Origin of the sequence: Pseudoalteromonas sp. FUC4 (assembly GCF_008370255.1) — a bacterium.
Taxonomy (GTDB): Bacteria; Pseudomonadota; Gammaproteobacteria; order Enterobacterales; family Alteromonadaceae; genus Pseudoalteromonas.
The window spans coordinates 289,220-302,853 of sequence record NZ_SEUI01000005.1 but is presented as its reverse complement, the minus strand read 5'-3'; the positions used below and the strand labels follow the sequence as shown (position 1 = coordinate 302,853).

The 13,634-nt window shown below is 38.0% G+C and carries 14 protein-coding genes and 1 other RNA gene; 4 read left to right on the top strand and 11 right to left on the bottom strand.

Annotated elements, in window-relative coordinates:
• Positions 1–156: 156 nt before the first annotated feature.
• A complete protein-coding gene (locus EU510_RS15950; protein ID WP_149594299.1) occupies positions 157–768 on the bottom strand; it encodes a hypothetical protein in 612 nt (203 codons plus the stop codon).
• Positions 769–868: 100 nt separating this feature from the next.
• On the opposite strand from EU510_RS15950, the gene EU510_RS15945 reads away from it, so the two are divergent.
• Positions 869–1,480 carry a hypothetical protein gene (locus EU510_RS15945; RefSeq protein WP_149594298.1) on the top strand — a complete coding sequence of 204 codons (612 nt, stop codon included), beginning with the start codon at positions 869–871 and terminating at the stop codon, positions 1,478–1,480.
• Positions 1,481–1,486: 6 nt separating this feature from the next.
• Here the strand turns inward: EU510_RS15945 and EU510_RS15940 are convergent, their stop codons facing one another.
• The 6 genes from EU510_RS15940 to ssrA all read right to left on the bottom strand — a co-directional run bounded on the left by EU510_RS15940 (position 1,487) and on the right by ssrA (position 5,628).
• A complete protein-coding gene (locus tag EU510_RS15940) occupies positions 1,487–2,062 on the bottom strand; it encodes an inovirus-type Gp2 protein (RefSeq protein ID WP_188085431.1) in 576 nt (191 codons plus the stop codon).
• A gap of 284 nt (positions 2,063–2,346) precedes the next feature.
• The gene (locus EU510_RS15935; RefSeq protein ID WP_149594297.1) at positions 2,347–2,790 is read right to left on the bottom strand and encodes a hypothetical protein; all 444 of its coding nucleotides are present in this window, start codon (positions 2,788–2,790) and stop codon (positions 2,347–2,349) included.
• A gap of 9 nt (positions 2,791–2,799) precedes the next feature.
• Positions 2,800–3,054 (bottom strand): helix-turn-helix transcriptional regulator, encoded by a 255-nt coding sequence (locus tag EU510_RS15930; RefSeq protein ID WP_149594296.1) that lies wholly within the window; start codon positions 3,052–3,054, stop codon positions 2,800–2,802.
• Between the two features lie 73 nt (positions 3,055–3,127).
• Complete coding sequence (locus tag EU510_RS15925) at positions 3,128–3,856, bottom strand: hypothetical protein (RefSeq protein ID WP_149594295.1); 729 nt, start codon at positions 3,854–3,856, stop codon at positions 3,128–3,130.
• A complete protein-coding gene (locus EU510_RS15920) occupies positions 3,856–5,094 on the bottom strand; it encodes an integrase domain-containing protein (RefSeq protein ID WP_262501241.1) in 1,239 nt (412 codons plus the stop codon). The genes EU510_RS15925 and EU510_RS15920 overlap by 1 nt, the downstream gene beginning before the upstream one ends.
• Positions 5,095–5,271: 177 nt before the next feature.
• Positions 5,272–5,628: a transfer-messenger RNA gene (gene ssrA / locus EU510_RS15915) on the bottom strand.
• 263 nt (positions 5,629–5,891) lie between these two features.
• On the opposite strand from ssrA, the gene EU510_RS15910 reads away from it, so the two are divergent.
• Positions 5,892–7,517: a DUF342 domain-containing protein gene (locus EU510_RS15910; protein ID WP_149594294.1), complete on the top strand. Its 1,626-nt coding sequence runs from the start codon at positions 5,892–5,894 to the stop codon at positions 7,515–7,517.
• Here EU510_RS15910 and rnt read toward each other — a convergent pair.
• Positions 7,501–8,199, bottom strand: a complete 699-nt coding sequence (gene rnt, locus EU510_RS15905; RefSeq protein WP_024604455.1) for a ribonuclease T — start codon at positions 8,197–8,199, stop codon at positions 7,501–7,503. The two genes, EU510_RS15910 and rnt, sit on opposite strands and share 17 nt — an antisense overlap.
• 202 nt (positions 8,200–8,401) lie before the next feature.
• Here rnt and EU510_RS15900 point away from each other — a divergent pair, with 202 nt between their 5' ends.
• Complete coding sequence (locus EU510_RS15900; protein ID WP_149594293.1) at positions 8,402–9,283, top strand: flagellar protein MotY; 882 nt, start codon at positions 8,402–8,404, stop codon at positions 9,281–9,283.
• Between the two features lie 2 nt (positions 9,284–9,285).
• Here the strand turns inward: EU510_RS15900 and EU510_RS15895 are convergent, their stop codons facing one another.
• Positions 9,286–10,179: a DMT family transporter gene (locus tag EU510_RS15895; RefSeq protein WP_149594292.1), complete on the bottom strand. Its 894-nt coding sequence runs from the start codon at positions 10,177–10,179 to the stop codon at positions 9,286–9,288.
• 216 nt (positions 10,180–10,395) lie between these two features.
• Between EU510_RS15895 and EU510_RS15890 the strand changes: the two genes are divergently transcribed.
• Positions 10,396–11,598, top strand: coding sequence for an aromatic amino acid transport family protein (locus EU510_RS15890; RefSeq protein WP_149594291.1), 1,203 nt, complete (start codon positions 10,396–10,398; stop codon positions 11,596–11,598).
• Positions 11,599–11,675: 77 nt separating this feature from the next.
• On the opposite strand, the gene EU510_RS15885 is transcribed toward EU510_RS15890, so the two are convergent.
• Positions 11,676–12,866, bottom strand: a complete 1,191-nt coding sequence (locus tag EU510_RS15885; RefSeq protein ID WP_002962951.1) for an amino acid aminotransferase — start codon at positions 12,864–12,866, stop codon at positions 11,676–11,678.
• A gap of 80 nt (positions 12,867–12,946) precedes the next feature.
• A complete protein-coding gene (locus tag EU510_RS15880) occupies positions 12,947–13,606 on the bottom strand; it encodes a GAF domain-containing protein (protein WP_149594290.1) in 660 nt (219 codons plus the stop codon).
• Positions 13,607–13,634: the final 28 nt, after the last annotated feature.

Here is a 13,634-nt window from a genome sequence, read left to right as displayed (position 1 = left end):
CCGCAAATTTGGATTAACAAATTGCGGGTTTCTTATGGTTTTCGAATAACGAGTTCGTAAACCTTTATTGGGCTGGGGTCATCTGAACTCAAAGCATAAAACATTGTTTATATTAAAAATAAAAAACAACACCGTTATCCGGTGTTACTTTATGTGTTACATTAAATCTTTGTAGCTATCCCAATCTTTTCCAAAAAGTCGATGAAACTGAGAGCTAGCCAAACCCCAAAACTCTTTCTCCAGCTCTATTACTTTAGCCCTTTCAAGCTCATATTTAGCCCAGCGTTTATACTTTGGCTTTGGAAAATATTCAGCGGACTCTATCAAATTATTTATATCGGGAAAGTTATCCCATATTTTCTTTCTAAGCTTCCTAATACGTCTTGCTAACCTTTCCTGTTTACCTTCACTCTGTGACGCATAACTTAATTTCAAACAGGCTTTACAAGAATATCCTTTTTTAAACTCATATAAATGTTGACGCTTTATCTGGCAATAAGGGCATGTTAAATAAAGTTTTGTACTAGCGCTTTTACCGCATGTAATTAAACCTATTTCCTGCTTATCTATCGTATTAGTTGTTTTAAAGAACCTAATCCCATTATCTATTTGTTTTAGCTCTATAGAAATAGAGTTGTATTCATCTGTTAGGCAATATTTACCAAGTGGTAGTGTAAGTAAACTCTTAAGATCTTTAGCAAATATTCTTGTATACCCAGCCGTATATTGGCGAGTTCTTATGTGACCAAAATGAAAAGCTTTAGACATTTTTATTTACTTTTTACTGACCTTAGATTTATTATACCATCCGTTTGTTGTACGAAAAACAGGCGTTAAATTAAGTTTATTAACTAAAAGGAATTATAGAATGAAAAAAGGCTTGGTAAGTTTAGCTTTATTATCTTTTGTTACACTAACTGGATGCGAAAGTGTTAGTGACTCTCTAAACCAAATGGCTGGTCTAGGTGTAGTATCGCAAGAGCAATCAACGTTTGATAATGAAAAAATTATTAAAGTGACACCTAATTTTTTATTTGAATCTCAAAGCGATTGGGGGGCAAATAACGTTAAATTGGGTGCTAGATGGAAAAGCTCTCAACCTGACAATATAATCATTGATTTAGTTTATGATTCGTCATCATCAAGTGGCTCATCTTATGCTCAAATAAATTCACTTGAAATTAATTTAAACAATACTAAACACTCTTTTACAACAAATTCAGCTACTTCATTTGATAATAGTGGTTATAACTCTGTTTCAAAAACAATTTACACTAAAAGCCAAAACGCGGTTGTAATACCTAAAGAACTTTTAGAAAAAATGGTTAGTGCTGACAGTTGTCTCATAAGAATAAATACAAATAAAGGTTATCAAGATTCTAATTTTTTAATAAAAAGATCAGGTGGTGGAGCTCCTACAGCCCTGCTATCAATCAAAGAGTTTCTTGTAGAAGTGAACTCTGAAATTAAAATTGAATAGCTTTTCCTACGAATTGTTATTTATCCTGATCCTGCTAGCTCCATAGTTTTTAGTTTGGCTCGGCTTATACCCTTTACCTCTAGCCTTTGCCAAGTATGAGATACGCCATACTGCGCGTTGAATAGAGGCCTCACACTCACGCTTTAAATTATAATAACAGCGCTTAGGGGTATATTCAGAGCCTTGTAAATTAGTCTCCCAAACATCTTTCACTTTGATAAGTATATCGTATGGGTGCCGAACTTTATGGCCGTCTAACATGAGAGCATAGTGATAATGTTGCTGCTTTGCGGTTTCCATTTCACGACACCAAAGAAAGCCAACACGTTTAAGCTCATATTTGCGCTTTAGCCACTTAAACAATATACGATTAAATTTGCTCACAACCTCATTGTTGTCGGTGTATTTGTATAATCGGAGATCAAAACGAATTAAATGTACTTTGCTGTGGTAACTGAGCATAGCGTTTACTTGTCCAATCATCTGCTTTGCCATGTGAGAATAGATGCCACTGTGTTTACCATTCACCCAAAATACTGTGTTATTCACTTCAAGGTAGCGGGTATTCATTATGTAAGGCATGGGCTTCACTAAAGGATATTATTAATTACCTAGCACTAAGTTAGTTACGACTATCATTCTGAGCAAAGCTATATAAAGATATCTATTAAACTAACTGAATTTATATAGGGTCAAAAACCTTAAATTGACACTTATTAAAGTCTTATTAAGATTAAACATAAGCCCTTAATGATAGTGCTTACTAACATTATTGTAAGAGTAAGTAATAAGGTTTATGATAAAAAAGCTGGTGGCGCAATGTCGAAGTTAAACCACCAGCCGCACTTTTAAAAAGTCTACTTTGGTTAGTCCTGAGTAGGCTTTTTGCTTTTGATACGCTGCTGGTATTCTTTATCAGCAGCGGCCTTTTCCCTTTTGGCGCGTTCTAGCCTTTCAACAGCGCGCTTAGTGCTGTAGTAAGAGCGATCTTTATATCGCTTACAAGCAATCGCTCTTGCGTCCTTGTCCTGCTCCCAATCACAGGAAATATGCCTTTCATCTAACCAGTAAAAAGTTTGTTTTTTACCGTTATAAACGTCCTGCTCAGTGTGAATTAACCAGTGTTGATAGTGCTCACCCATTAGTTTTTGTAAATAAGCCCTAAAGCCACCACCTAGCTCATTACATAAAAAGTCCCTTGGTAGTTTATTTTTTTCATCACTACCGTATAAAAGCGAAAGTAATTCATATGCTGGGCTGCTAACTTCTGGAAGCGCACTATCAGGCGCAGTAAGTAGTATATTTTCCATATTAGACCCCTATAGTTTCACTGAGCGATTAGCAACAAGCTCTTTAACCAAGCTTTTTAATTGCTGTTCAGAGTAGCCAGCAATCATAGCTTGAATAACTTTGTCGCATTCGCTTTCGACGAAACCCACAGCACGAGCGCCTAAGCTAATTGGGTTAGGAAATAAACCTTCTTGAATACGGTTATAAAGCGTCGACTTTGACCAGCCAGTTGCTTCTAAAACTAATGGACGACGAATAATTTTAAGAAAAGATTGTTTGTACATTGTAAACCTTAAATAGTTGTTATCGGACAGATTTAAGGATACAAAATTATTTTTTGGGATTTTAAACGTGCTACTAAAGTTTTTTACGTTTTCCGTAAGCTCTTTTTAAAGTATCAGCTTTTATACTTATATTCAGCTGCTCTCTGACGTATTCGCTCACTTTTTCCCACCGCTCACCTTTATTAAGCTTCCTTGTGTCGTTACACGTAGTTTTCTCAAAATATTCAAATGCCTGATCATATTGTTCGGTGTTTAACTTTGTATTGCTTCCAATCAATGCTTTATTTTTATAATTACCTAAACTTATTTTTGACTCATTAATAGAAAAGTAAAACAACTGAAAAGCCATAGTTAACCTTAATGAATTTTTTAAGCTAGCTTCATAATCTTCTCTTAAAAAATACTCTCTACAGCAATTTAATTCATGTAAGCAGCTTGCAGCTTCTAAAGCCCCTTTAATATCTGGATAATCATCTTTCAATACTTGTGATAATGATTTAAATGAATAGCGCTCCTGCTCTATATTTTTAGAACCCTCAACAGGTAGGCCTTTGATTTGTAGCCACCCAACAATTTGCTTTTCAATACCATTAATTAATGTTTTGATATCGTAAGCTTCATTGGCACCTTCTGACTCAAATACATTTTTTAAGGTGTCAAACTCTAGCATTTCATGGCCACCAAAAACCTTACTTTGATTTTTTATAGATGATCTCTTTCCATAGTTTGAGCCATATTTGTTTTTCATTTCTGTAATTTCTACATCACCCACTGATTTTGTGTTTATCTTTAATTTACGCATTATGAGCTCCTTCTCACTTTATCTTCTAGTACAATAATATTTTTCACGGGTTGATTAACTATTAAACAGCTCCACCAATCCATCATTACCCTTCTACGTTCAAGATAATCAGCGCGGTTATAAGCTCGCCTAACTTCATTTTTATCTATATGAGCAAGTGCGGCTTCTACCACATCAGGATCAAAACCATGTTGATTTAATGTAGTGCTGGCTAAAGCTCTTAATCCATGAGCCACCAGCCGCTTTTCATACCCCATTCGTTTAAGCGCCATATTCGCTGTTTGCTCGTTTATATGGCTACGTGGGTTTCTGTCTGCTGGAAATAAGTATTCTCTATGGCCGCTTAATGGCCTAAGGCGCTCTAAAATCTCTAAAGTTTGCTCAGTAAGTGGTACTAAGTGTTCACGCTTTTTCTTCATACGTTCTGCTGGGATTGTCCAAAGCTTGTTATCAAGATCTATTTCAGACCATTTAGCTCCTGCAGCTTCACTTGGGCGCACCATGGTATGTAGTTGCCATTCAATTAAATAACGAGTTACAAGCTTAATACTGGCATAGCTAATATCTTTCATTAGCTGCGGCAATTCTTCAGGCGTAATCGTTGGCATATTTTGTTTTTGGGGTTTTTGAAAAGCAGAACGTATACCCGCCAAAGGGTTTGCATGTATAAGGCCTGTATTAACCGCAAAGGTCATTATCTCATTTAGCCTTTGACTAAGACGCTTAACAGTCTCTAAGCTCCCCTTAGCGGCAATAGGCTTTAATACCTCTATTGTTTTAGGTGCTGTAATTTTGCTAATCGGCAATTTGCCTAACGGTGGGATTAGATGGTTTTTAACAGAACGCCAAAGATCGATAGCGTGTTTTTCACTTACTTGCGTTTGCTTTACTTCAAACCAGTTAGCAGCAACGTGAGAAAATGTATTTAACGCGGCTTCCGTTTGCTGACGCGTATGCTCTTTTTTGTGCTCGTTAGGGTCAATATCTTGTTTAAGTAGTTTTCGGAAGTCTATACGTATCTTTCGCGCATCAGCAAGGCTAACTTCAGGGTAAGTGCCTAAACCTAAATTTGAGCGCTGCTTAGTAAAAGGTTTTTGGTAACGAAATACCCAACGCTTAGAACCCGAAGGCCTAACGCGTAATTCTAAACCGTACCCATCAGGTAAGGTATATTCTTTATCCTTTGCCTTTGCTTGCTTTACTTGCGTATCCGTTAGCGGTGTAACTATTTTTGGCATCTTTGTACCACCAATTTTGATTAAAAAGCCCTTGTGGTACTTCCGATGGTACATAAAGTTGTGGATTTTATAAACTGTTAAAAACCCTTACTGGAACTACATACAGCCTACATGGTTGATTATCATTGAATTTTAGGCAAAAAAAAGACGCCTAAAAGGCGTCTTAGTTCTTTGATTTGGTGGAGCTGGGGGGATTTGAACCCCCGTCCGAAAAGCCTCGACCGTCGGTACTACATGTTTAGTATTGTCATTTAATTAACCTTTAAGTCCCGGACAAACACGGTAAATAAAGGCGAGGCCGCTTAGTTTTAACGCTTCAACCCCGGCCAGGGTTTCCGTCGCGATCAGGTGTTAGGGTGACACTCCAAAATCCAGTCCACAAGAATACATGGAAGGAGCGCTAGCCAGCCTAAGCTGCTAGAGAGTAGTTATCGTCGTTTGCGATTACTTTAGGTTGCGGCTGTTTAACGAGGCAAACCGCACCTCGACATGCACCTTGGGCTTCTTGAATTCCGTCGAATCCTAATCAGCCCCTGAATTAGTAACTCAATTCAGAGCGTACAAACAGTATAACTGAGTAAAGTACTGATACTCAAGGCCTAGTAACGCTTTATTTTAATTGCACGCACTAATCGCACATTAAACAAACAAAATTTAGTATATATAAGCCTATACAAACATTTGCTTAACAATGTGTTTAACCTGTGTTCAAATAAGGAGTTAAGGTTTTTGCTATTTCTAAACCTTTAGTTGTAAAAAATAAAAATAATAACAGGCATAATGTAAGGAATTTATAAATGTCGGTTTTTTCATTTGATAAAAGTACAGGGTTTGTCTCTTTAGTAAGTCACCCTATTGATAGTGGTTTTCCTATTACGAGTACTCAGTTAGTAGAAATGCTTGAACAATCTGAGTTTAGTGAGTACGAAGCTATAGCAGCTAATATTGGAAAGCTTTTTGCGCCAACTAAAAATTATCAGGAAGTATCGCTTGTAGTTGCTAAAGCTGTAGATGCGTCGCTTGTCATTAATATTGATGAAAAAAACATGGTCGCAGAAGCAACATTAACTACCGCTAAAGGTGGCGCACTTTTGTCTATGGAAGGCGCGCAAAAAGCACTTGCTGATGCAGGTGTTAAAAAAGGAATAAGTCCTCGTGCGCTTGATACCTTTTTAGGCCAGCAGTTTGAGCAACCAGCAGGAAGCTCTTACAATGCCATAATTGCACATGGGCGCAATCCTAAAGAAGGCAGCGACGCTAAATTTGTGCGTTTATGCTCAACAGCCCAAGACCGAGTACTTAGCCCACAAGCTAAAGAAGGCGGTAAGGTTGATATGAAAAACCTTGGTGCTATCATCACTGTAAAACCCGGCACGCCCTTAATGCAGCGCATTGCCGCAACCCCTGGAGAAGAAGGCTATACAGTATTTGGCGATTCAATTAGTGCAAAACCAGGTAAAGATCACCAACTCCAGCCTTTCGAAGGTACAAAAGTAGATCCTAATAATCCTAATATGCTTATTGCCGACTGCAAAGGTGTGCCCGTTGCCCTACCCCGTGGCATGCGTGTAGATGACGTTTTATGCTTTGATAACGTAGATGTAAGTACAGGCCACGTTGATTTTGATGGTAGCGTAATTATTACTGGCGATATTAAAGACGGCATGCGTGTAAAAGCCAACGGTGATATTACGGTACTGGGTTTTGTAGAATCAGGATCTGTTGAAAGTAAAAGTGCAGTCACTATTATGCTTGGCGCAATTGGCCGAAAACGTGAAGGCGAGGAAGCATTTACGTGTAGTATAATCGCTCAACGTACTATTTCGATTGGTTATGCCCAGTACTGCAATATTAAATCCGAACAAGATTTATTTATTGAACGCCAAGCTCTGCATTGTGATTTAAGTGCTAGGCGATTAATACGTGTAGGCAAAGCAAATAATCCGCGAGGTAAAATTATTGGCGGTAATATTTTAGATGCTATGCGCATTGAAACAGGTGAACTAGGCGCGCCAGCCGGTACCAAAACGCGTGTGTTTTTAGCGCAGCTCTGGTTTGAGCTTCGCCAAAAGCAAACTCAAATAACCGATTTTGAAAAAGTACTTGCGACTAAAGTAACCGCTTTACAACAAGCTCGTGAAAAAGCGAGTAAAATTGCGGGGGCTGCTCAGCGCCAGCAATTTATGAATAAAATAACTGAAAATGAAAAGCATATAAAAATACGCTCTGCGCATATTCATCGTCAAAAACTACTTATTAAGCAAAAAATAGTGCAATTACTTGCCAGTAGCCGTTTAAAAGTAAATGAATTAATGCACCCTGGTGTGGAACTTAAAATAGCGAAAGATTCTAAACAATTTTCGCGTATTTACCCGCCCCACCTAGTTAAGCTAACTGAAGGTAAAATTACTCAGACGTTTTAGTTTCTTCGTCATTTTCAGTTTCAACTTCCGCATCAGTGTCAGCGTCATCTAGTGGCGCTAATGGCCAACCACCTAATTGCTGCCAGCGGTTTACTATTAGACAATAAAGCTCAGCTGTACGTTCTGTGTCATAAAGCGCTGAGTGTGCTTGACTGTTATCAAACTCGATACCTGCCGCTCTACATGCTTTTGCTAATACTGTTTGGCCTAACGCTAAACCCGCTAAAGATGTTGTATCAAAGCTTACAAATGGATGAAATGGTGTACGCTTAATGTTATTACGCTCTATTGCTGCATTTAAAAAGCCATGGTCGAATGCGGCATTATGCGCCACAATAACTGAGCGTTGGCACCCTGCGGCCTTTTGCGCTTTGCGTACTACTTTACATATTTCTTTAATTACTTCGTCTTCAGGTACTGCACCACGTAATGGTGAAAACGGGTCTATGCCGTTAAAGTCGATGGCTGCTTGTTCTATATTCGCGCCTTCGAATGGCTGAACATGAAAATGAACAGTATGATCTATGCTGAGCAGTCCTTCGTCATCCATTTTTAAAACAGAAGCTGCTATTTCTAACAAGGCATCTGTTTCTTTGTTAAAACCTGCAGTTTCAACATCAATAACAACAGGAAAAAATCCACGAAAGCGTTTTGCGAAAGGTGTTTGCTCAGTATTTGCCATAGTCTTCTTTGTTTATACGTGTAAGCTGACTATTATGTCAAAATTGATGCCCCCTAGGCTAGGGGATTTAAGTATTTATTGCTTTAAAATTGTAGGCACATAACTTGCTTTAACTTATAAGTTAGTTACGTAAAGAACAAACTAATCATTGCAGTCGTTAATTTGCCAAATTATTGGCATTCCCGGATAGCTGGAGAGCACCATGAAGTATAAGTTGTTATTTATTAGCCTTAGTATAAGTGCAGTGCTTTACAGTACTCACTCGCAAGCTGCTATGCGCCAATATACAGCAACCCAAGACAACTCCAACTGGGAAGTCGTTAAAACAACGCGCTTACAATGCCAATTAAATCATGAAGTTCCTTATTATGGGGAAGCTATATTTAAAGCTTCAGCAAGTAAAAATAAAAACTTAATATTTAATTTAGATATGGTTGTACGCCCAGATAACTACGCAATTGCAGGTTTAAAAGCAGTGCCACCTACGTGGCGTGCAGGATTGCCCGCTCGCGATATTGCAAATATGAAATTACTTAAAAAGTTTGATGGCGAGCTAGGCAATAAAACCGCATGGGAAATGCTTAGCGAGCTTGAAAAAGGCTACTACCCTACTTTTTATTATCAAGACTGGCAAAACAGTGCCGATAAAATTGCCGTTGGCATATCGAGCGTAAACTTTAAACAAGCTTACTGGGCTTTTTTACAATGCCGTGATGAGCTACTCCCTTACAGCTTTGAAGATATTTCGTTTACTGTAATGAACTATCAATCTAACAGCAGTAAATTAACTAAATCCTCGCAACAACGCCTTGATAAGATTGCTGAGTATTTAAAAAATGATGCAAGCATAGAGTCCATTAGCATTGACTCATACACCGATAGCTATGGCGGGCGCTGGAATAACTTAGATTTATCGCGCAAGCGCGCCAAAGCAATAAAGGATTATATGGTGAGCTTGGGTGTTGATGAAGCCAAAGTACAAACAACCGGTTTGGGCGAAAAACGCTTTGTTGATAATAACGATAACATTTTAGGCCGAGACAAAAACCGTCGTTTAATTATTCAAATAGAAAAAATGCAGTAAAGCTAATTTGTGTTTACTTTATTTCGCTTTAAAAATTTATCACCAAATTGGAAAAAACCTAGGCTAATTAAAATAATAATTGCACCAATTATTAGCTCTTGGCTTAATGGCTCATTGTTTAGCCAAGCTCCTAAGCCTAACGCAAAGCTAGGGGTTATGAGCGTAGTAAGTGATACCGTACTCGCATTTAGGTTTTGCAACACATGAAAATACGCCAAAGCCCCAACTAAAGATCCAAATACACCTAAATAGCCAATAGCCCACAATGATTTTGCACTCCAATTTTGTATATGCAACTGACCATCTAATAACCACCAAGCAATAAAAAAGAGTGGGGTTACAAAAACTAAGGCACCAAATGTTGTTGCCATAGGATGAATCGCAATTTGTACGCGCTTAATCATCACACCACTTAAACTAAAAAAGCAGACAGCCATAAACACATAAAGTAACCCGAGCCCTTGAGTTTGCGAGCTTTGTACTTGGTTATAACTAACAAAATATAAGCCAATTAAGGCGCACGCTAACGCCACTAATTTAATAGGGCTAAATTTAGGTTCATTTAATAACTGCTGAGCAAGCAACCCCGACAAAATAGGCGCAAGGCCAAACATAAGCGAAATAATACCCGAAGGGACTGTTTTAGCTGCCATATAGCTCAGTAACATACCGCCAAAAATACCTATACTCGAATAAAAATAAAGTAAGCATGCATTTTTGCTCCAAGGTACTCTAATGTTTGTTATGGCAACAATTAAACCACCTAAAAACAACCCCACCAGCATACGCATTAATACAGCAAGCGTTGGCGACACTGTTTCACTGCTCCACACAATCCCCAGTGGTGTAGTAGACCAAATGAGAACCATAAAAAAATACGATACTTTTACCGGCACATGCCAATCCTTAGCGTTTTATAACGCAATCCAACGTACATAAAATTATACCCTCACCACCCTATTTTAATACTTTTAAATGCATACAAGTCCTTAATAAATACAGTTGTAAATTGTAAGTTACATTTTAATAGTGCTCTTTTATTACAAAACTATTTGAGATTTGAGTAACTAGTTATATCGTGCATGTATATTAATAATAATTAAGGTAATTAAGTGCTTAAAAATAAAACAACTGGAAGCATGTTAATTGTTGCAGGCACAACTATTGGTGCAGGTATGTTGGCATTGCCAATAGCATCTGCCGGGCTTGGGTTTAGTACAGCACTTGCATTAATAATTGCTAGCTGGTTACTAATGACCTACACCGCACTACTCATGCTAGAGCTACACCAATATGCACCACGCGATGCAACGTTAAATACGTTGGCTAAATTATGGCTGGGGAAGCGCGGACAATACATCGCGAATTTTTCGATGGTTTTTTTATTTTACGCTTTATGCGCTGCTTATATTGCAGGTGGTGGTGCACAACTTCAAGCGCGTATAAATATAGGCTTTAATGTAAATATAGCCCCACAGTTTGGCTCTGTGATCCTCGCTGTTATTATTGCAAGTGTGGTAACGCTGGGCACTAGCAAGGTAGATAAACTAAATAGAGTGTTATTTACAATAAAAATTATTGTATTAGCTAGTTTGTTTTACATGCTAACCCCTTATGTACAAGGTAAGCATTTATTAGAGATGCCTGTAGAGCAAGGGTTAATCCTTTCGGCTATACCGGTTATATTTACTTCGTTTGGCTTTCATGGCTCTATTCCTTCTATTATTAAATATGTTGGTGTAGAAATAAAAGTACTGCGCAAAGTAATGATTGCTGGAGCCGCCCTGCCTTTAGTCATTTATATTTTTTGGCAACTACTTAGCCAAGGTATTATGAGCCAAGCTGATTTACTCAACAGCCAAGGCCTTAGTGGCTTTGTATCAAGCGTGGCAAGTATTGCGCATAACCCAAGTGTGGCAACGGCCGTTAAGTTATTTGCTGATTTAGCACTTGCGACATCATTTTTAGGGGTGAGTTTAGGATTATTCGATTTTTTTGCTGATACATTTAAAAAAGGTGACAATAAAACAGACCGAATTAAAACGGCCTTAATTACGTTTATTCCGCCGCTTGGCTTTGCATTATTTTATCCTCAAGGCTTTATTATGGCTTTAGGTTACGCTGCAATAGCACTTGTCGTACTTGCAATATTTTTGCCTGTAGCAATAGTTTATAAACAGCGTACAACATCAAATAAAACAGGCTACAAAGTTAAAAGTGGGAATGTTGGGCTTGGCATAGCAGCTATATGTGGCATAACGATTATTACTGCGCAGTTTATGCAAATGGCGGGACTAATTCCTGCTATCGGTTAAAGCTTTTTGTTTTAATTTAGATAATAAAAAACCGCACATCATTAGAAATGACGTGCGGTTTTTTATATTAACTGCGTTTATTTACAAACGTCAGCTACAGCATTTGAAAAGTATTCAATATTTGACTGGCTAACACCTGCAACATTTACGCGGCTAGAACCAACAATGTAAATACCATATTCTTTTTGTAGGCGAGCAATTTGCTCTTTATTAATACCTAAGAAAGAAAACATACCGTTTTGACGTTCAATAAATGAGAAGTCTTGCGCAATATCTTTAGTTGCTAAGCTTTCTTTAATTAGGCTACGTAAGCCATTTATGCGGCTACGCATTTCATCAAGCTCAGAGTGCCATAATTGTGTAAGCTCTGTACTGCTTAAAATAGTATTAACAATATCAGCACCATGCGCTGGCGGCATTGAGTAAATACTACGTACAACGCTTAGCATTACAGAGTTTGAAATATCTGCTGTTGCGCTATCTTTTGCAATTAGTGAACATGCACCAATACGCTCGCGGTATAAGCCAAAGTTTTTAGAACATGAAGAACAAATAATTAGCTCTTCTACTGCATCAGCTAAAATACGTAAGCCACGTGCATCTTCTTCAAGTGAAGCACCAAAGCCTTGGTATGCAATATCAACAAGTGGTGTAAAGCCAACTTCTTTTGCAAGTTCGGCAACTGTGTTCCACTGTGTTTCGTTTAAGTCCATACCGCTTGGGTTATGACAACATGCATGCACTAAAACCACATCACCTTTAGGCACTTGTTTAAGTGTGTTGATCATTTCATCAAACAGTAAGTCTTTATTTTCGTAATCGTAATACGGGTATTCTTTTACTGTTAAGCCTGCAGCTTCAAACAAGCTAATATGGTTTGCCCATGTTGGGTTAGTTACCCATACTGTTGCATCTGCATTGCAACGCTTAATAAATTCAGCTGCAACGCGAAGTGCACCCGTACCACCTGGCGCTTGCGCAGTACGTACGCGATTTGCTAGCAATGCTTGATGTTCGCCTAGTAGTAACTGCTCCATCTTTTGGCAGTAATCTAAGTTACCCGCTAAACCAATGTAAGATTTGCTCATTTCGTTTTCAAGACGAAACGCTTCAGCTTTTTTAACCGCTTTAAGAACCGGTGTATTGCCTTGCTCGTCTTTGTAGACACCTACACCTAAATCAATTTTATTAGGGTTTGTATCTTGTTTATAGGCCGCCATAAGGCCAAGAATAGGATCTGTTGGTAATGGTTTTAATACTGAGAACATTGGCTATCTCTTATCGTTATTTAGGGGTTAGCTGTTAAGCTAAGCTTAACATAAAAGCACATCATGTTGACTAGCGTTATTTACACTAGAAAGTGAGGAATTTTAATACAACATGCAATTAAAACGGCAAGCGTCTTTTCATCAAAAAAATCATTTTTAAAGGCTTCTGCATCTACAATACCAACACATTCATTTTGTGTATTAAATAAAGGTAAGCAGGTTTCTGATTTAACTTTAGGATCGCATGTGTAGTATTCACCACCTTGTGATAAGTACTCTTCAACGTTATTAATAATACGGCCCTTGTGAGAAAGCGCAACTTGTACATTGTTACTACCAGCTGCAAACGCTTCTGTAAGCGGAAATAAAGGGCGACTTGGTGCACCATGATAAGCAAGCTTAAGTAGTTGCTTACCTTCACTAGTATTGGTTGATTGATAAATACCATACCAATCAACACTTGTTTGCTCTTCAATATAGCTAACAATACTCTGTAAATTAGCTAGCTTGAACTGTGTTTGCTCATCATTTTTAAGATAGTCAGTTAATTTGAATGGCTCATCTTGTAGGTAACCAAATAAACTACATGCACCGCCCTCGCCAAGCTCAGGTATTTGATACTCCCAACATACATCAGGCAAAGCTGTGTTTGCTAAATGTAGCTCAAGCTTTTCAAGCTCTGTTGAAATCAAAGCTGGATTAGCACTTAGTTGTGCTTGTTTTAAGTAAGAAGAAATCATTTGGCCATCCATACATCTAAAGTTTCGA